Annotated in this window: 17 protein-coding genes; 11 read left to right on the top strand and 6 right to left on the bottom strand. The window is 65.2% G+C overall.

Features of this window, described 5'->3' with window-relative positions; translation table 11 throughout:
* Positions 1-14: 14 nt before the first annotated feature.
* From ACFPN9_RS15590 to ACFPN9_RS15560, 7 genes are read left to right on the top strand one after another with little or no spacing between them, the layout of a single operon-like run.
* Complete coding sequence (locus ACFPN9_RS15590; protein WP_291548159.1) at positions 15-866, top strand: IclR family transcriptional regulator; 852 nt, start codon at positions 15-17, stop codon at positions 864-866.
* The gene (locus ACFPN9_RS15585; RefSeq protein ID WP_067994556.1) at positions 863-1270 is read left to right on the top strand and encodes a MaoC family dehydratase; all 408 of its coding nucleotides are present in this window, start codon (positions 863-865) and stop codon (positions 1268-1270) included. The genes ACFPN9_RS15590 and ACFPN9_RS15585 overlap by 4 nt, the downstream gene beginning before the upstream one ends.
* 41 nt (positions 1271-1311) lie before the next feature.
* Positions 1312-1737, top strand: a complete 426-nt coding sequence (locus ACFPN9_RS15580; protein WP_067994559.1) for a MaoC/PaaZ C-terminal domain-containing protein — start codon at positions 1312-1314, stop codon at positions 1735-1737.
* Complete coding sequence (locus ACFPN9_RS15575; protein ID WP_067994562.1) at positions 1734-2891, top strand: acyl-CoA dehydrogenase family protein; 1158 nt, start codon at positions 1734-1736, stop codon at positions 2889-2891. The genes ACFPN9_RS15580 and ACFPN9_RS15575 overlap by 4 nt, the downstream gene beginning before the upstream one ends.
* 8 nt (positions 2892-2899) lie before the next feature.
* Complete coding sequence (locus tag ACFPN9_RS15570) at positions 2900-3814, top strand: SDR family NAD(P)-dependent oxidoreductase (protein ID WP_377799892.1); 915 nt, start codon at positions 2900-2902, stop codon at positions 3812-3814.
* An 18-nt stretch (positions 3815-3832) separates the two neighbouring features.
* Positions 3833-5029 carry an acetyl-CoA C-acetyltransferase gene (locus ACFPN9_RS15565; RefSeq protein ID WP_067994564.1) on the top strand — a complete coding sequence of 399 codons (1197 nt, stop codon included), beginning with the start codon at positions 3833-3835 and terminating at the stop codon, positions 5027-5029.
* A 7-nt stretch (positions 5030-5036) separates the two neighbouring features.
* The gene (locus ACFPN9_RS15560) at positions 5037-6284 is read left to right on the top strand and encodes an acetyl-CoA hydrolase/transferase family protein (protein WP_067994568.1); all 1248 of its coding nucleotides are present in this window, start codon (positions 5037-5039) and stop codon (positions 6282-6284) included.
* A gap of 164 nt (positions 6285-6448) precedes the next feature.
* Here ACFPN9_RS15560 and ACFPN9_RS15555 read toward each other — a convergent pair whose 3' ends face one another.
* Entirely contained in the window at positions 6449-6874 is a 426-nt protein-coding gene (locus tag ACFPN9_RS15555) for a hypothetical protein (protein ID WP_377817237.1), read from the bottom strand.
* 115 nt (positions 6875-6989) lie between these two features.
* A complete protein-coding gene (locus ACFPN9_RS15550) occupies positions 6990-7964 on the bottom strand; it encodes an alpha/beta hydrolase (protein WP_377799789.1) in 975 nt (324 codons plus the stop codon).
* Positions 7965-8084: 120 nt separating this feature from the next.
* Between ACFPN9_RS15550 and ACFPN9_RS15545 the strand changes: the two genes are divergently transcribed.
* The 4 genes from ACFPN9_RS15545 (at position 8085) to ACFPN9_RS15530 (ending at position 11334) form a co-directional block, all read left to right on the top strand.
* Positions 8085-8978 carry a LysR family transcriptional regulator gene (locus ACFPN9_RS15545; RefSeq protein ID WP_067989401.1) on the top strand — a complete coding sequence of 298 codons (894 nt, stop codon included), beginning with the start codon at positions 8085-8087 and terminating at the stop codon, positions 8976-8978.
* Between the two features lie 111 nt (positions 8979-9089).
* Positions 9090-9716, top strand: coding sequence for a tyrosine-type recombinase/integrase (locus tag ACFPN9_RS15540; protein WP_067989400.1), 627 nt, complete (start codon positions 9090-9092; stop codon positions 9714-9716).
* A 224-nt stretch (positions 9717-9940) separates the two neighbouring features.
* Entirely contained in the window at positions 9941-10390 is a 450-nt protein-coding gene (locus tag ACFPN9_RS15535; RefSeq protein WP_067989399.1) for a hypothetical protein, read from the top strand.
* Positions 10391-10401: 11 nt separating this feature from the next.
* Complete coding sequence (locus ACFPN9_RS15530; protein WP_156450831.1) at positions 10402-11334, top strand: hypothetical protein; 933 nt, start codon at positions 10402-10404, stop codon at positions 11332-11334.
* On the opposite strand, the gene ACFPN9_RS15525 is transcribed toward ACFPN9_RS15530, so the two are convergent.
* The 4 genes from ACFPN9_RS15525 to ACFPN9_RS15510 form a co-directional block, all read right to left on the bottom strand.
* Positions 11331-12458, bottom strand: a complete 1128-nt coding sequence (locus ACFPN9_RS15525) for a hypothetical protein (RefSeq protein WP_067989397.1) — start codon at positions 12456-12458, stop codon at positions 11331-11333. The genes ACFPN9_RS15530 and ACFPN9_RS15525 overlap by 4 nt on opposite strands.
* 138 nt (positions 12459-12596) lie before the next feature.
* Positions 12597-13163 (bottom strand): hypothetical protein, encoded by a 567-nt coding sequence (locus ACFPN9_RS15520; RefSeq protein WP_067989396.1) that lies wholly within the window; start codon positions 13161-13163, stop codon positions 12597-12599.
* A gap of 28 nt (positions 13164-13191) precedes the next feature.
* Complete coding sequence (locus ACFPN9_RS15515) at positions 13192-13653, bottom strand: hypothetical protein (RefSeq protein WP_067989395.1); 462 nt, start codon at positions 13651-13653, stop codon at positions 13192-13194.
* 109 nt (positions 13654-13762) lie between these two features.
* Entirely contained in the window at positions 13763-16039 is a 2277-nt protein-coding gene (locus ACFPN9_RS15510) for a hypothetical protein (RefSeq protein WP_377817236.1), read from the bottom strand.
* Between the last annotated feature and the right edge of the window lie 6 nt (positions 16040-16045).

The following is a 16045-nucleotide window of genomic DNA, read 5'->3' as shown; positions in this document are numbered from 1 at the left end:
AAAGCCATTCATACATGAGTGCAAGCCCTGATCAAGACCTCTCGCCAAAAATCGTCGGAGCCGTCGCCAACGCGGTTTCCATCCTCCGATCGCTTGCTCAGATGAGTGAGCCGGCGGGTGTAGCGGTCATCGCGCGCGATACCGGCGTGAGCGTCAGCACCTGCTTCAACATCCTGCGGACGCTCTCCACGGAGCGGCTGGTGGACTTCGATGCGGAGGCGAAGACCTACCGGATCGGCCTCGGTGTTCTGGAGCTCTCGTTGCCGCTTCTTGGCGCCAACCAGGCCGATCTGATCCGGCCGGAGCTCGCGCGGCTCTCCGGCGAGCACAAGAGCCTGCTCTGCCTCTGGCAGGTGACTGATGGCGAGCGCATCGTTCTCGTCGACCGTGTTTCAACAGCGAAGACGGTCAGAGTCGACATGTCCGACGGCTCGCGCCTCCCGACCTTCGTGGGTGCGGTTGGTCGTTGCTACGCCGCCTTGCGCAACCTGCCGCGCGACGAACTGAAACTCCGCTTCGACGCGCTGCAATGGCAGGCCCCGCCGAGCTTTGAGGATTACGCGGCCGACGTCGAGAAGGCTCGGCGTGATGGCTACGCGTTTGACCTGGGGCAGCTCTTCAAAGGCCTGGAGATCGCGGCCGCTGTCGTAACCGATGCGGAAGGCCGGCCGCGGCTCGGGATCAGCGGGATCAGCATTGCAGGTCAACTGTCCCGTGAGGACATCGAGCGCCTGGGCGTCGATCTACGCGATTCCGCCGACTGGATCAGTGAAGCACTTTTCGGCGTCTCTCGCGGTGTGCGGCAGTCCGAGCGGAGGCTGGCCGGTGGGCGGGCGGCACCGCAAGGCCGTGGAGGACAGCGGTGAGCGGCGCGCAAACCGATCTCCCTGTTTGGGTCTTCGATGATTTCAGCCCTGGCCAGCCGCTGGGGAATTTTGCCATCACGCTCGACGATGCGCACCTGGACAACTGGACCGCCATCTATGGCGAGCGGAAGTCAAAGGAGAGCGTGCCGGCCGGGATGCTCGTCGCAGCGATGATGGAAGCCTACCTGAACGCGGCCCAGCCTCGACCGCCCGGCAACATCCACGCCAGCCAGAAGCTCGTCTTCGGTCGCTCGGCGAAGGCCGGCGATAAACTCGAAGCGCAGGTCAGCTGCCTGTCAAAAGAGCGCCGCAAGGAACGCGGCTGGGTGACGTTTGGCGTCGTCCTGAGTGTCGAAGGACAGGATGTCCTCAACGGCGAGATCCGAACGATCTGGGCGCGATGACACAGGGCCCGGCAATACGCGCTCCACGGAGATAATGCGGAATGGGAACGCTAGAGACTGCGGCGCTGCCGCGTGAACTCGCCATCGTCGAGATGATCACGGACCTGGACGCGGTCGCGCGCTACGCGGCGCTGACAGCCGACTACAACCCGATTCATCTCGATCCAGTCTTTGCCGCCAAGACCGCATTCGGTCGCCCGATTGTACACGGCACGCTCGGCCTCAACCTGGTGATCGAGGCGATCGAGCGCACCTTCGGCGGAGTTCCAGAAAAGCTGGCCCTGGATACACGCTTCATCCGACCGCTGCCGGTCGGTTCATCCATCCGAGCGGGCGGCGTCCTCAGGGACGACGCGGCGGGTACCTACGACATTTTCGTCGAGACAATGGCAGGGGAACGAGCAGTCGAAGGAACCTGCACCGTCCTCCCTGCCGCAGAACATTCCAACAAGGGACGTGACGCATGAGTGAGCCGGCAGTCGACGACGAAACCTTCCAGCATCTCAAGGCGACCGTCGAGCGCTTCGTAGCGGAACGCCTCGTCCCCAACGAGATGCGGCTGGAGATTGAGGACGAGGTCCCCGAGGAGATCGTCGCCGAGATGCGGGAGCTCGGTCTCTTCGGTCTGACAATCCCGCCGGAGTACGGCGGCATCGGACTGACCGCCAGCCAGGAAAGCCAGCTCGCCATGATCTTTGGCGGGACAGCGCTCGCCTTCCGTTCGCTGCTGGCGACCAATATCGGCATTGGCGCGCGCGGGCTCATCTTCGAGGGCACAGAGGAGCAGAAGCAGGCCTATTTGCCACGAATGGCGAGCGGCGAACTGATCTCGGCCTTCGCCCTGACCGAGCCGGACACGGGTTCGGATCCTGCCAATTTGACGACGCGTGCCGTACGGGACGGCGACGACTACCTGATCAGCGGGACCAAGCGCTACATCACCAATGCCCAGCGCGCCGGCGTCTTCACTGTCATGGTGCGAACCGAATTCGACAAGCCGGGCGCAGATGCGATCTCGGCCTTCCTGGTTCCGAGCGACTCCCCTGGCCTGACGATCGGCAAGAAGGATCGCAAGATGGGTCAGCGCGGCACGACGACGTCCGACGTGATGTTCGACAATGTCCGTGTGCCCGCCAGCGCGATCATCGGCCTCAAGCCCGGCCGAGGATTCCGCCTGGCAATGCGTGTGCTTGACCGCGGCCGCATTCATATCGCGGCTCTCGCAACTGGCGCCTGCAAGCGGCTCATCGCGGAAATGACCGGCTTTGCCAAGGAGCGCCGGCAGTTCGGGAAGCCGATCGCCGAGTACCAGCTCATTCAGGCGATGATTGCCGACAGCTACACCGAATACCTCGCCTCCCGGGCGCTGGTGGAGCAGACCGCGGCGATCTACGACCGCGAAGGCGCTGCCCGAACCGAAGCTTCGGCTGCGAAGTATTTCGCGACCGAGGCGGTTGGTCGGGTCGCCGACCGAGCCGTGCAGGTCCATGGGGGCGCTGGCTATATGAGCGAGTACGCGGTCGAGCGCTTCTATCGCGACGTGCGCTTGATGCGGATCTACGAGGGCACGAGCCAGATCCAGCAGCTCCTCATCGCCCGCCAAATCCTGAAGGAAGCCTGATCATGAGCGTGTCTCACATGCTCGACGGCAAGGTCGTCGTCGTCACGGGCGCTGGCGGGGGAATTGGGCGAGATATCGCCCTGATGGCGGGTGCGAATGGCGCACGGGTCGTCGTCAACGATATTGGGGCAGGTCTCGACGGGAGCGGCCAGGATGACGGGCCGGCAGCGCGCGTGGTCGCCGAGATCAAGGCGGCCGGCGGCGAGGCTGTCGCCAGCCTCGACAGCGTCGCGGATGCCAAAGGCGCGCAACGCATCGTGCAGACCGCCCTCGACGCCTTTGGGCGACTGGATGGCGTCGTCAACAATGCCGGCATCCTGCGCGACACCTTCTTCCACAAGATGACGGAAGAGGAGTGGGACCGGGTTGTGAAAGTGCACCTGTACGGCAGCTTTCACGTCAGCCGCGCTGCGGCCCCGGTCTTCAAGCAGCAGCAGTCGGGCAGCCTGGTGCACATGACCTCGACCTCGGGGCTCATCGGCAATCTCGCCCAGGCGAACTATTCGGCAGCCAAGCTCGGCATCGTTGGGCTGTCGAAATCAATCGCCCTCGATATGCAGCGCTTCGGTGTCCGCTCGAACTGCATCGCGCCCTTCGCCTGGAGCCGGATGATCAGCTCGATCAAAGTCGACTCGCCGGAGCAGGAAGCACGCGTCGCTCGCCTGCAACAGATGACACCTGCCAAGATCGCGCCACTCGCCGTCTACCTGCTCTCGGAGCGCGCGACCTCGGTCAGCGGCCAGATATTCTGTGTCCGCAACAACGAAATCCTCCTCTTTAACCAGCCACGCCCAGTTCGCTCGGTGCAGCGCGAGGGCGGTTGGACGCCGGAACAGATCGCCGAGCACGCGATGCCGGTGCTGTCGGCGAGCTTCCACGGCCTCGACGTGTCGTCGGACGTTTTTACCTGGGATCCGGCCTGAGGCCGAAGGAGCTGCCGCATGCGTCGCGCCGCGATCGTAACCCCTCTCCGCACGCCGGTGGGCCGCTTTGGCGGCGCGCTCAAGGACGTTCCCGTGGAACGGCTGGGAGCCACGGTGGTCAATGCCGTATTGGACCGGACCGGTCTCGACCCCGCCCTGGTCGATGACGTTGTCTTCGCTCAGTCCTATGCCAACTCCGAGACGCCGTGCGTTGGCCGTTGGATCGCCTTGGAGGCCGGGTTGCCGGTCCATGTTCCCGGCATGCAGCTCGACCGGCGCTGCGGTGGCGGCCTCCAATCGATCGCAACCGCAGCCATGATGGTGCAGTCGGGTGCCTGCGACGTCGTCATCGCAGGCGGTGTCGAAAGCATGAGCAACATCGAGCACTACACCACGGGTGTGCGTTGGGGCACGCGTTCGGGTTCGCCCGTGCTCTATGACCGCCTCGACCGCGGCCGCGAGCGGTCTCAGCCCGAACATCGCTTCGGCCACATCTCCGGCATGATCGAGACGGCCGAGAACCTCGCCCGCAAGTACTCGATCTCACGCGAAGCTGCCGACGCATATGCCGTGCGCAGCCAGCACCGGGCAGCCGCGGCCTGGTCCGAGGGCCGCATGGCGGCCGAGGTCGTTCCGGTCAGCGTGCCGCAAAAGCGCGGAGACCCGATTGTCGTCGCGCAGGACGAGGGCATTCGCGCGGATACCACGCTGGAGAGCCTTGCGAAGCTACGTGCAATCCAACGCGATGGCACCGTGACAGCCGGGAATGCTGCGCAGCAAAACGATGCGGCGGCCGCCTGCTTGGTGGTGGCAGAGGACAGATTGGCCGACCTGGGTCTGACCCCGGATGCGTTCCTGGTGGGCTGGGCTGCTGCTGGTTGCGAGCCCGCTGAGATGGGGATCGGCCCGGTTCCAGCGGCGGCGCGGCTGATGAAGCGGCTCGGGCTCGCGGTCGACGACATGGATCTCGTCGAGATCAACGAGGCGTTCGCCTGCCAGGTGCTGTCGGTTCTGCAGGCGTGGCCGAGCGTAGATCTCGAACGGGTGAACGTCAACGGGTCGGGCATTTCGCTGGGACACCCGATTGGGGCCACCGGCGTAAGGATCATGACGACGCTGCTCCACGAAATGAAGCGTCGCAACGTGCGCTACGGTCTTGAGACCATGTGCATTGGCGGCGGGCAGGGAATGGCCGCGGTGTTCGAACTGGCCTAAGCTGACGATGGCTCCACTCACGACCTCCCTCGAGGCTCTCGACTTTGCCGCGATCGTTCGCCCCGGTGAGATGATTTGCTGGGGTCAGGCGTGCGGCGAACCAGTCGCGCTGACTGGTCGGCTGATGGAGCAGCGCGCCCAGGTCGGGGGGATCTCCGCCTTCGTCGGCATCGGCCTCGGAGACGCGGTCGATCCAGCTCACGCTGACCATGTCCGCTTTACGTCCTTCTGCGGAACGGGTACCAACCGAAAGCTCGCCGCAGCCGGTGCGCTCGACATCCTGCCGATGCATTACTCGGACCTGCCGAAGACGTTGGCGGGCGAGGTCGACGTGCTCCTTCTGCAGCTGGCTGAGCACCCCCATGACGGCAGACTGAGCCTCTCTTGCACCAGCGACTACGTCGAGGGTCTGATCAAGACGGCTCGCGTCGTGGTGGCCGAAATCAACCGTCAGGCCCCGTTTACTAGCGCATTGATCGATGCGGACGATGTCGATGTCGCCATACGAACAGACCGGCCAGTCCTCGCGCTCGCCCGCGGCATGCCCAGCGCCGTTGACCAGGCTGTTGCGGCCAACGTCGCTTCCTTGGTCGAGGACGGCGCAACGCTGCAGCTCGGCTTGGGTGCCCTACCGGATTGCATCGCAGACCTTCTCGTTGACCGACGAGATCTCGGCCTGCACTCGGGTCTGATTGGTGACGGGGCGATGCGGCTGATCCAATCCGGCGCGGTGACAAACGCAGCCAAGCCCGTTGACCGCGGCCTGTCGGTGACCGGAACGCTCCTTGGAAGCCGCGAACTGCTCGATTTTGCGCATCTCAATCCATCGATCGAGGTTCGCCCGATCGCCGAAACCCATGCGCTTTCGAAACTCGCCGCTCTGCCTCGCTTCACGGCGATTAACTCTGCCCTCGAGGTGGATCTGTCAGGCCAGGCCAACACGGAGATAGCCGGCGGTCGCTATGTCGGCGCCATCGGAGGCGCTCTTGATTTCCTCCGTGGGGCACGCGCATCGCAGGGAGGAGTGCCGATCCTTGCCCTCCCCTCTACCGCCGAGGTGAAGGGACAGCTGAGCAGCCGAATCGTCGCCCATCTGTCGGGGCCGGCCACCATCGGCAGGGCGGACGCCAGCATTGTCGTTACGGAGTACGGAGTTGCCGACCTTCGTCGCCTGTCCCTCGCTGAGCGCCTCCCGAAGATGATCGCAATCGCCCATCCGGACTTTCGCGATACGCTTGGCCGCACGGCGCCCTAAGCCTCGCAATTAACTTGAGCGATTCAGATAGGTACTCCCCGGAGGAAAGCCGCATTATCGCTTACGCCCATCCAGTATCCAGTATCCGCAAAATTGGCGTATCCGAGGATCCTGGTCGCATAACGCTTAGGCTGGGATAACCGTCCACGCTCGAAAATCTGCACTCAAACCAATTTTCCTGTTCGATGGCTAGCAGAAGGTCTGGGCCCTGGCGTCCCGAGCCCCACAAAGATGAAAAGCCAAATTCTTACGCGGCGCTTCTGAGCCGCTCTCAACAGGGCTGCGGCAATCCCTGGCACCAAGCGGCCGGTTGCATCCCGCATCAAATTGCCGTCGATCGTGCAAATTGCGATGTGATCGCCTTCGTCTGCCCGATCGATACGATCGACCATCGCTCCATCGCACTTCCACTCCGGCTGCCGAACATTCCCTTTGGCATCAACTATGCGCTCTTCAAGCACTAGCTCGATCGGCCAAGTCACCTTTTGCAGGTCGAAAGCCGTTGGCGGATCGCGCGCGCATTGGCGAGTGCCCGCTCGCTTGGGCCAATGCGAGACGTTGTTGCCCGGCTTCTGGGGCCAGTCCGCCAACGTCCGCTTTCTGGCAATCAGCCAATGTCTGGAAGTGGCGCGAGGCAGCAACAGGGACCGCCAGGCCGGCGCCGCCACGGCACCGGCCCAACATATCGACTGTCGCCGATGCTACTCAGCTGCGGCTTGCTTCGAGGCTGTTCGCGCCCTCATAGGCTGTTCGCGCCCTCATAGCCAAGTTCTTCTGGAAGAACGGCGCCAGCACCGAGACGGCTTCAGTGACGAAGGGCTTGCCGTCATAGAGGTCCATGTGGTTGGCGCCCTCGACGACATGCATGGCCTTGTCCTTGCTGGCGGCGCGGGCGAGCAGATCGTCGCTCATCCATTTGCTGCCGGCGATGGAGCCCGCGACGGCCAGGATCGGCTGCGTCAGGAAGGCCTCGGCCTTGTGATAGGCGTCGTAGGTGATGATCTGGTTCAGGCTGCGCGCGGTGGCGAAGCCCGGTGCGGTCGGGCATTCCGCGCGCGGCGTATGGTAATACTCCCAGGCCTGACGCAGCTCCTCGTTGGGCGCGTCGCTCTCCTTTTCCGGCGCCAGTGGCATGCGCGCTTTCGCAGCACCGGCGGCATCGGCCGTGCGGGCGTTCGAGCCGGCCTCGGTATAGGGCAGCGCGTCGGCGTCCTTCGCATTGTTCTCCCAGCCATTGCGGAACATGGAGCCGATATTGACGGCGCTGACCGTGCCGAGCGCCTTGATGCGACGGTCCTGCAGCGCGGCATTGGCCGAGTAGCCGGCACCGGCACAGATGCCCATCGCGCCGATGCGCTCGTTGTCGACGTAAGCCAGCGTCGTCAGATAATCGACGACAGCGCTGACATCTTCGGTTCGGATATGCGGGTTTTCGAGCTGGCGCGGCTCGCCGCCGCTCTCGCCCTGATAGGAGGCGTCATAGGCGATGGCGACGAAGCCGGCCTTTGCCAACTCGGCAGCATAGGTGCCGGCGGTCTGTTCCTTCACGCCGCCGCCGGGATGCGAGACGATAATCGCCGGATAGCTTGCCGTCTCTTCAAAGCCCTCGGGAACATGAATAACGGCCGACATCGTGATCGTCGGGTTGTTGCTGTTCTGGAAGCTGATCTTGCGAGCCATCGTCGTCTCCTCCGTTGCGGTGTCGTAGGGCGCCAGAGCGGCGCGACACCGAGAACTTAGGCTCGCCCCAATCATCAGACTATGGCAGTAGTCTGATTGAACTTATCACTGAGGTGATGAATGCGTCGCGAGGACATGGCCGATCTGGCGGCCTTCGCCGTTGTGGTGGAAGAACGCAACTACACCCGCGCCGCCACCAGGCTCGGCCTGTCGCAGTCGGCGCTGAGCCAGATCATCAAGCGGCTGGAAGAGCGGCTCAGTGTGCCACTGGTCGCCCGCACCACACGCAGCGTCGCCCCGACGCCGGCGGGCGAACGGCTCTGGCAGACGCTGGCGCCGATGCTGCGCGATCTCGATCAGAGCCTGATCGCGCTGGGTGAGTTCCGCGACAAGCCGTCGGGGACGATCAGGATCACCAGCGTCGAGCACGCGGCTAAGACGATCCTGCTGCCAGCCTTAGCGAAGCTCGTTGCCGACTATCCCGACATCAATGTCGAGATAGTCGCGACCTATGAGCTCTCCGATGTTGTCGCCGAGGGCTTCGATGCAGGTGTGCGCCTCGGCGAGCATGTGTCGAAGGACATGGTCGCGGTTCGCATGGGCCCGGATATCCCGATGGCGATCGTGGCAGCGCCCAGCTACCTGCGCGAGCGACCGGCTCCGGCAACACCACACGACCTCGCCAGCCATCGCGGGGTTAATCTGCGGCTGCCGACGCCGGGCACGGTCAACGCCTGGCGTCTGGTTCATGACGATCGCGAAATCCGCGTTCGCGTCGAGGGCCCGCTCGTCTTCAACACGATCGAGCTCATTCTCGACGCTGCGCTCGCAGGCCTCGGGATCGCCTATCTGCCGCTCGATCAGGTCGATGCCCATCTGCGCGAAGGTAAGCTCGTCCGAATGCTGGGCGAATGGACGCCGCCGCTGCCGGGATATCACCTCTACTATGCCAGCCGCCTTCAGACCTCGCAGGCGTTCCGCCTGCTGCTCAATGCCGTGCGATATCGGCCATGATCCTTACGTCCGCTAATGGGGCGGCAGCCAATGTCAGGAAGTGGCGCAGCGCAGCTCAACATCATTCGTGATAATATCAATCCGGATGCGGCCTCCAAAGGAGGACACGCTATGCCGATCGAACATCAGCAACGTGACGAGCGTCCCGCCTGGAACGCGGGTCGCCTTATCGGGCCCAAGCCGCCGCTGAAACCTCGCCATATTTGGGCGATCCGAACGCGACTGCAGCATGATCAGCGCGTACGAGACCTCGCCATGTTCAATCTGGCGATCGACAGCAAGTTGCGAGGCTGCGATCTCGTTCGATTGCGGATCAGCGATGTCGTGCTGGGCGGCACGGTCAGACTGCGGACCTCGATCATCCAGCAGAAGACAGGTCGGCCAGTGCCCTTCGAGCTGACCGACCCGACGCGGGAGGCCTTGACCGCTTGGCTCAGGCGTCGACCATCCGGCGATGCTGACTGGCTCTTTCCTAGCCGGAGCCATAAAGGCGATCACGTCACCACCCGCCAATATGGGCGCCTGCTCGACGACTGGGTTTCGCTGATCGGGCTCGACCCCGCTCTGTATGGGACCCATAGCCTGAGACGGACCAAAGTCGCGCTGATCTATAAGCGGACCGGCAACTTGCGAGCATGCCAGCTCCTGCTCGGCCATTCGAAGTTGGAGAGCACGGTCAGATACCTCGGCATCGAGGTCGACGACGCCTTGATTCTCTCTGAACAGACCGACCTTTGAAGAGGCGCCTGGCGGCAGGGCTCACGCAGCCGCTGGGCGCGCCTTCGTGCTAAACGAGCCCGTTGGAGTGAATCTGCTTGAGCAACAGATCCGTCGTGACAGCGGCGCGGCGACTGGATTCCGGCGCAATGCCGAGCAATTCCGCACTACCTTTCGATGCACTAAATTCTTTCGTGAAACTGGGGCCGGCCGGCGCGCCGAGGACAGCAAGGAGAGAGCTTCCGATGCTCAATTTGATCCTGCTTCTCGCGTTGGTCGCATCGGTATCCGTTGTGATTGCTGTGCTCGTCGTCCGCTCCTTTCCGAGTGGGTCCGAAGTCCGCCGTCGTTTGGGCGCACTGTCGTTCATGATCATACCCTGGGGTCTTATGATCCTCTCGGGCCCTTTCATGATCGACCATCATGCGGCCGGCACGGAAATCCGCGGATGGATGATAACCGGCCAGTTCACGTCCATGGCGCTTCTTTGTGGAATTGCGGCAATCGGCATCGTTCGGGCGCGGGGTGCGAGGCGGTTCGCATCGGTGATCGGCGGCGCCAATATCATCCTGGTCTTCCTGTTGGTCTGCGTCAGCGTCACGATCATCGAGCCCGGTTCCGAGCAAGGCCCGACGGCAATCAGAGAACAGAGCGCCGTCCACTCACAGCAGCCGGAGCCGATCCGAAGGCCATAGCGCACAGGGTCATGATCGATCGCGCACGGCAGGATGCCGATCGCAATGCGATGCAATCGGCATCAATTGCCTGGGCCGGCACCGGCACGGCATGCTGGCCGCTCAAGGAGGCGGCGATGAGCGTTTGGAGTGATTGGCTCGACAGGTTGCATCCCATCGTCCAACGCCTTCGGCAACCGAGGCCGACGGGCATGCCGGCGCCGGACCTTTACCCACCGGAGCCATACGATCCACCCCTCGGGCCGGACATCATCGCGCTCGCCTCCGTTCTCGATTGGCGATCGTCGGGCTTGCAGGCTGCTCTGCGCGGCGAGGATTGGCCCGAGGCGCCGGCTTCGTTCGGGGCGCTCCATGAGCGCGCGGAACGTTCCGATCGGTTTCGCGAGGCCTGTCAGGAGCATCGTCGGAGCCCCTCGCAGCTTCTCCTCGGCGCGCTGCATATGGTTGCCTTCGGCCGACTTCCGGATGCCTGGCGGGGGGAAACCAGCTCTCGACTTCCAGAGCGTCTGTTCCCCGTGGTCGGCCTGGACTGGGCTAATTTTGCTCGGACGAGGGCAACAGCTGGACCAAGCATGTCACCCGGTCCGCTTCTGTTGACGCTGGCTCCTCAACTCGACTGGAGCGATCCGAAGTTGCGGCGAGGGCTGGTCGATCAGGTTTGGACACCGACGCCGGTGCTGCGCGAACTGATCGAGCAGGCGCGCGAGCGTGCCAACGCGACTCTCCTTTACGAACTCGGCGTGGCGCTGCCGACGCATACGCTTGTGCTCGGCTGTCTAGCCCTGCTGCGCTCGCGCGACGATCCCGCCATCGGCGAATTGCCTTGCCCGGCGGCCGGCGGATCGGTTCGGGATTTCCCGACTGCCGTCCAGACGGCAATGTTCCTACTCTTCGACCTCAAATGGCCGCCCGAGACGCCGGGCGACCCGGTTGGCTTGGTTTAGGTCGGCTCCGGCTGGCTTCCGGGTTCAGCTGGCATGCGCCAGGCCTGCCATGCTCCGGCGAGCGCCGGGTAAAGCGTCCGCCCGTCTTCGGCCTTCGCAGCGGCCGGCAAACGCAGTGGGTGGCGCTCGCCGATGTCGACGGTAAAGTCGTTTTCGCCGGGGAGCGGCGGCTCTATGCTTCGAACCTCCGGCCAGGCGACGCGGCGACTGCGGCCTTCGAGATCGCCGAAGAGGTCACCTGCCGCATTCGGCAGGGCGGTAGCGGTGAAGCCGTCCGCCTCGATCGTCGCGACCGGCCAGGTGATGTGTTGGCCTCGGGCGCGCCAAGCCCCGAAAGCGGCGGCGACGATCGCAAAGGCGAAGAACGCGATGATCCCGCTCCAGCCCAGCAGCGTGAGAAAGGCCTTGAGGTCGAGATTGGCGCTCTTCGTCGCCGCGGCTGTCGCGGTCAGCAGGAGAGCGAAGACGGCCGCGCCCGCGAGCAGCACGCCGCCACCGAGCACGCGCCAGATCGGCGGCGCCGCCCTTACGACCGGAACGAGGAACGTCCCCGTCGCGGCCCGGGCCGCGGATGAAAGCCCGGCCAGATAGCGCTGCCGAGCGGCGAGGAGCGTGGCGTACGGCGTCGCACCGGCCTCGCTGCGCGCCTCTTCGGGGATTTCGTAGACGGTCTTCTGAACCCCGTCCTTCTCCGCCACCGTCACGGGAAACAGGCCCGTTTCCTTGACCGGCCCGATCGCGGCGACGTCCCGCCAGGGCACGAAGCGGCGGCGGCGCGCTCCCAGAGGTCCGGGACCGGCATAGGGATAGGGGTCGATGAAGATCCCGCCGGCCGTGACGACGAGAGGCGTGATCCGCCTTGCGGTGGCATCCGGATCACGCCCGGCCCACCATGCGTTGAGATGCATGGCGGTAAAGCCGAGGCCGGCCGCGAGCCCGATCAGTCCTCCGACGCCGCCGAAGAGCAGCGGGACGGCGTTCGACGGCGTCAAAGGCCTGGTCACGAGTTGCAACAGGCAGAGAATGGCGCCCGCGAGAGCGCAGATGCCGAAGATGGAAAACACGCCGATCGGGCTGCGAAAGGTTTTGCCCTCGACACTGAAGGCGACGCTTGGTTCGTCCATGTCATACCCCGCATTCGTCGTGCAACGGGCGAGACATCACCGCCGCGCGCCCGGGTTTCGAGATTATCTTATGGTCAGCCCCACCGAAAAGTGGACCTGGCCGATCATCGCGGTGCGGGTGCCGCCGCCATCGCCGGATCAGCCTGCCGGAATCTCGGCGCAGGCCGGACGCCTCAGCTTGGCGTAGCGCCCCAGCGCGCCCAGAAGCGACATCTCCTGCCCGCGGCTCGACCAGCTCCCGTCCTTGAGCTCCAGCGTCACCGTGTAGATCGGCCCTGCGGGCTGCCACGGGCTCCAGGCGCCTCTGGTCCCGTCCTGGCCGACCGAGATCTGGCGCAGGGCGGCGGCGCTGTAGGCCAGCGTTCCGCGCCAGGCGATCCCGTTGCGGCGGTCGATATCGGTCGTGATCTCGCGCCCGTCGAGGCGGACATCGGCATAGGCGATATAGAGCGTATGGCCGGAGGACGCTCCGGGCACAGGCGTCCCCAGGGTCGTGGTGAAGCCGCCCCTCGGCGGCGGCGAGACGTCGGCGGCGACGACATAGTCCTTGCCGCAGCGGGCCCGAAACGTCTCGAACTGCGCATTGGCCTGGCGCTGGGCTTCGAGGCGCGGCGAGGGCACGGTCTGCGCCGAGGCCGCCAATACCAGGAGCGTGGCCAGCGCCGCGACCGAGGCCGCGGCGACGATGCGAATGCGAGAGAGCATGGGAACCTCCTCTTGCGGTGTCGGCGGCTCACCCGGCGAGCCGGGTGAGATATTTGTTCCAGAAGGCGAGCAGCGGGCCGGTCAGCTTGGCGCGCTCCAGCGCCGCGCAGTCGTAGCGGCCGAGCAGGGCGGCCGTGTCGGAGGCGCCGTTGTCGAGTTCGCCCAGCACCATGGCCTGCATCGCCGCGTCGATCTCGTTGCTTGCCTTCCTCGTCCGGTAGGCCCGCTCGAGCCGTTCCAGCCGCGCGCCGTCCTCGGCCGAGAGGATGGTGCAGGCCCGGTGCAGGCTGCGCGTCATGCCGATGGCGTAGGCGATGTTGCTCCGCTGGAAGATTTCGGGCTTGCCGACGATTTTGTCCTCCAGCTGCCCGCTGGTGATGGCGACGATCATGTCGCGGTTCTTGACGGCGACCTTCTGCTGGCTCTGCTGGGCCTGCGCGCCGGTCGCGGCGAGCAGGACGAAGGCGGCGAGGGCGAGGTGTTTCTTCATGGCTCAGTCTCCGTTCCATCGGGGCGATCCGATGGACGAAGGGATAGCCGCGACCCGGCGGCCGCGGTATTGCACCGACTTGCCCGGCCTTGCCGATGGATGCCGGCGCTCAGCGCGGCCTTCGTCGGTGCTTGTGGCGGAATTCCACAAGCACCGGGCTCGTCCAGGGCTCGAAGCGGCCGTTGCGGGCGACATAGGCGACACCGGGCTCGATGCCGTCCCGCCCGACCAAGCCGTGAACCCAGCGCTTCGTCGCTTCGTCCCAGGCGACGAGCAACGCGCCGTCAAAGCCGCTGACCCGCCCCCGCTTTGCGACGACGACCGCATGCCCGCCACCATGGACCGCGACCTGCTCGCCCCCCGCGCCGATGGCGACACCCAAGTCCCCCGCCCGAGCCTGGCCCCCCGATGGTCCCCTGGCGATGGCGATGCCGCTCTCGCCGGCTATCGCGGTCGTACCGTTCCACTCCGCAATCGCGATGCCATGCTCGCCCGCGACAGCCTGTCCACCGTGGTCAAGTTCACCGGGGTAGGTCAGAGGAACACTCAAGGCGATCCCGGACTCGCCGGCGATCGCGCGGCCGTTCTCGCAGAGGGCGAGGCCATTGGCCCCGGCTCGCGCGACGCCCAGGCCGCGCGCACAGGCCACGCCGCGATCCCCGGCATGGGCCTCGCCGTCGCAGATGGCGAAACCCTCGTCTCCGGCCACGGCGAGGGAGGGATAGCGGCCGATGGTGCGGTCGCCGCGCAGAAGGTTGGACGGGGTCCCGTAATAGCGCTCCTCGATGTCGGCGGGATGCGGAGGCGGCAGCGGCACGGGGTCCATCCGCGACGCGACACGCGCGACGCCGCCAGGCCCGGCCAGCGCGATATGGCCGTCGAGCACCTTGTCGGCGCCAACGGCGCGGAGCGAGGCGACCGCGCCACGCAGGGTGCCGCGATAGAGTGCCGTCCCCTGTCGGAAGCCGACCATTTCGCCGCGTCCCTGCCCGAGCGCATGCTCGCCCTCAACCCTGACCAGACAGCATTGTGCCCCATCGCTCAGCGGCAGATCGCCCTGGCCCATGAGGGCGCCGAGCCACAATTTCCCGTCCTTACGCCCCGCCGCCAGCTCCGCTGCTGGAATATTGCCGCACAGAACGACGATCTCTCCCTCTCGTATCGGCTCTTGCAGGATTTCGGCCTCCGGATCGTGGTTCCGGGCGGCGACCCACCACGGCAAGCCCGAGGGAAAAGCCGGGGCGGGAGACTTGGAAAGAGACACCGCGTCGTCTTTCTCAGACTCCCACGGCTCGATATCGACGGAACCGAGTCGGTCGGTGGACTCCTCGTGGAGCTCGTCGTCCCAATAGCTATAGACCTTGGGCTCAAGGTTTCCGCCGCAGGTCGTGAACACTCTGACAACGCCCTCTGTCCGCCGGTGACGCATGATCAGCGTCGCTCGACGGCCCAGACGGAAACGGATCGCGCTTTCCAATCCCGCCGCGACGACGAGCGCATCGTCGGCGATGTCCAGCTGCTCCACATCCCCCTGCGCCACGCCGATCCCGCCACGGCCGACCGCCAGCCAGCGCGTGCTCTCGGTCGCCACGGCGACGCCTTGGGCCTCAACGGTCACGGACCCTTCACTCGCCTGCGAGATGGCGATGCCGCTGCCGCCGGCCTCGACGACGCTGAATTTGCCGAAGTGGCCACGAGCGATGCCGATTTTGCGGGGATGTCGGCGGGCGATCGCCACACCGCTATGTGCCGCCCGCGCATGGCCGCCACTCTCAACCACGGCAATCCCTTCCCTGCCGGCGGACGCATTACCACGCACGCCGGCCAGAGCCACGCCAAAGGCCCAGTATCCGGACCAGTCGACCTCTGCGAAAATATCAGAACTCCCGCGCCGCTCCGCCATTCCTGCCTGGGCGACGCCGCAGAAGCCAGCGCGCGCGAAGCCTTCATCGCCCGCGATCGCCACGCCGAAATCGCCGGCGGAGGCGACGCCGGTGCGATCCTGGAACGCCGACAGGGGCGTCTTCAAGGGCATGCCGCTCTTGTAAGCGGTGAATATGTTGAGCGCGGTCCGGCGCGGACCGCGGAACAGCACGAAACCGGAGGCAAAACAGACCAGACCGGGCTCGACCGTCCCGTCCTCGCGCTTAACCCAGTCGCAAGGATCGTCCCGATCGATCTGGACCACGGCCCATTCGGAATCGTGGAGATATGCCAGCGCGTGTGGTCCATCGAGGTCCAGCATTCCGGTGAAGCGGAGCGGCCGCGTGAAATCTCCCCGGGAATACATCGGCCACTCGATCCGCTCGAAGCGACCGAAGGCAGGCAGTGCCGGGCCGTAACCTTGGAAGGGGCCGCACAGCACGAAACAGGGAAAGGCATTCAACTTCCG

Origin of the sequence: Allobosea massiliensis, from assembly GCF_042655245.1 — a bacterium.
Lineage (GTDB): Bacteria > Pseudomonadota > Alphaproteobacteria > Rhizobiales > Beijerinckiaceae > Allobosea > Allobosea massiliensis.
Note: the sequence above shows the minus strand (reverse complement) of the source record. Positions and strands in the feature narration are given on the sequence as shown.

Coding starts and splice junctions, on each gene's coding strand:
- ACFPN9_RS15560 (WP_067994568.1), top strand. CDS start 5,037: ATGGCTCCACTCACGACCTCCCTCGAGGCTCTCGACTTTGCCGCGATC.
- ACFPN9_RS15530 (WP_156450831.1), top strand. CDS start 10,402: ATGATCGATCGCGCACGGCAGGATGCCGATCGCAATGCGATGCAATCG.
- ACFPN9_RS15550 (WP_377799789.1), bottom strand. CDS start 7,964: ATGGCTCGCAAGATCAGCTTCCAGAACAGCAACAACCCGACGATCACG.
- ACFPN9_RS15525 (WP_067989397.1), bottom strand. CDS start 12,458: ATGGACGAACCAAGCGTCGCCTTCAGTGTCGAGGGCAAAACCTTTCGC.
- ACFPN9_RS15515 (WP_067989395.1), bottom strand. CDS start 13,653: ATGAAGAAACACCTCGCCCTCGCCGCCTTCGTCCTGCTCGCCGCGACC.
- ACFPN9_RS15535 (WP_067989399.1), top strand. CDS start 9,941: ATGCTCAATTTGATCCTGCTTCTCGCGTTGGTCGCATCGGTATCCGTT.
- ACFPN9_RS15540 (WP_067989400.1), top strand. CDS start 9,090: ATGCCGATCGAACATCAGCAACGTGACGAGCGTCCCGCCTGGAACGCG.
- ACFPN9_RS15545 (WP_067989401.1), top strand. CDS start 8,085: ATGCGTCGCGAGGACATGGCCGATCTGGCGGCCTTCGCCGTTGTGGTG.
- ACFPN9_RS15590 (WP_291548159.1), top strand. CDS start 15: ATGAGTGCAAGCCCTGATCAAGACCTCTCGCCAAAAATCGTCGGAGCC.
- ACFPN9_RS15580 (WP_067994559.1), top strand. CDS start 1,312: ATGGGAACGCTAGAGACTGCGGCGCTGCCGCGTGAACTCGCCATCGTC.
- ACFPN9_RS15565 (WP_067994564.1), top strand. CDS start 3,833: ATGCGTCGCGCCGCGATCGTAACCCCTCTCCGCACGCCGGTGGGCCGC.
- ACFPN9_RS15520 (WP_067989396.1), bottom strand. CDS start 13,163: ATGCTCTCTCGCATTCGCATCGTCGCCGCGGCCTCGGTCGCGGCGCTG.
- ACFPN9_RS15575 (WP_067994562.1), top strand. CDS start 1,734: ATGAGTGAGCCGGCAGTCGACGACGAAACCTTCCAGCATCTCAAGGCG.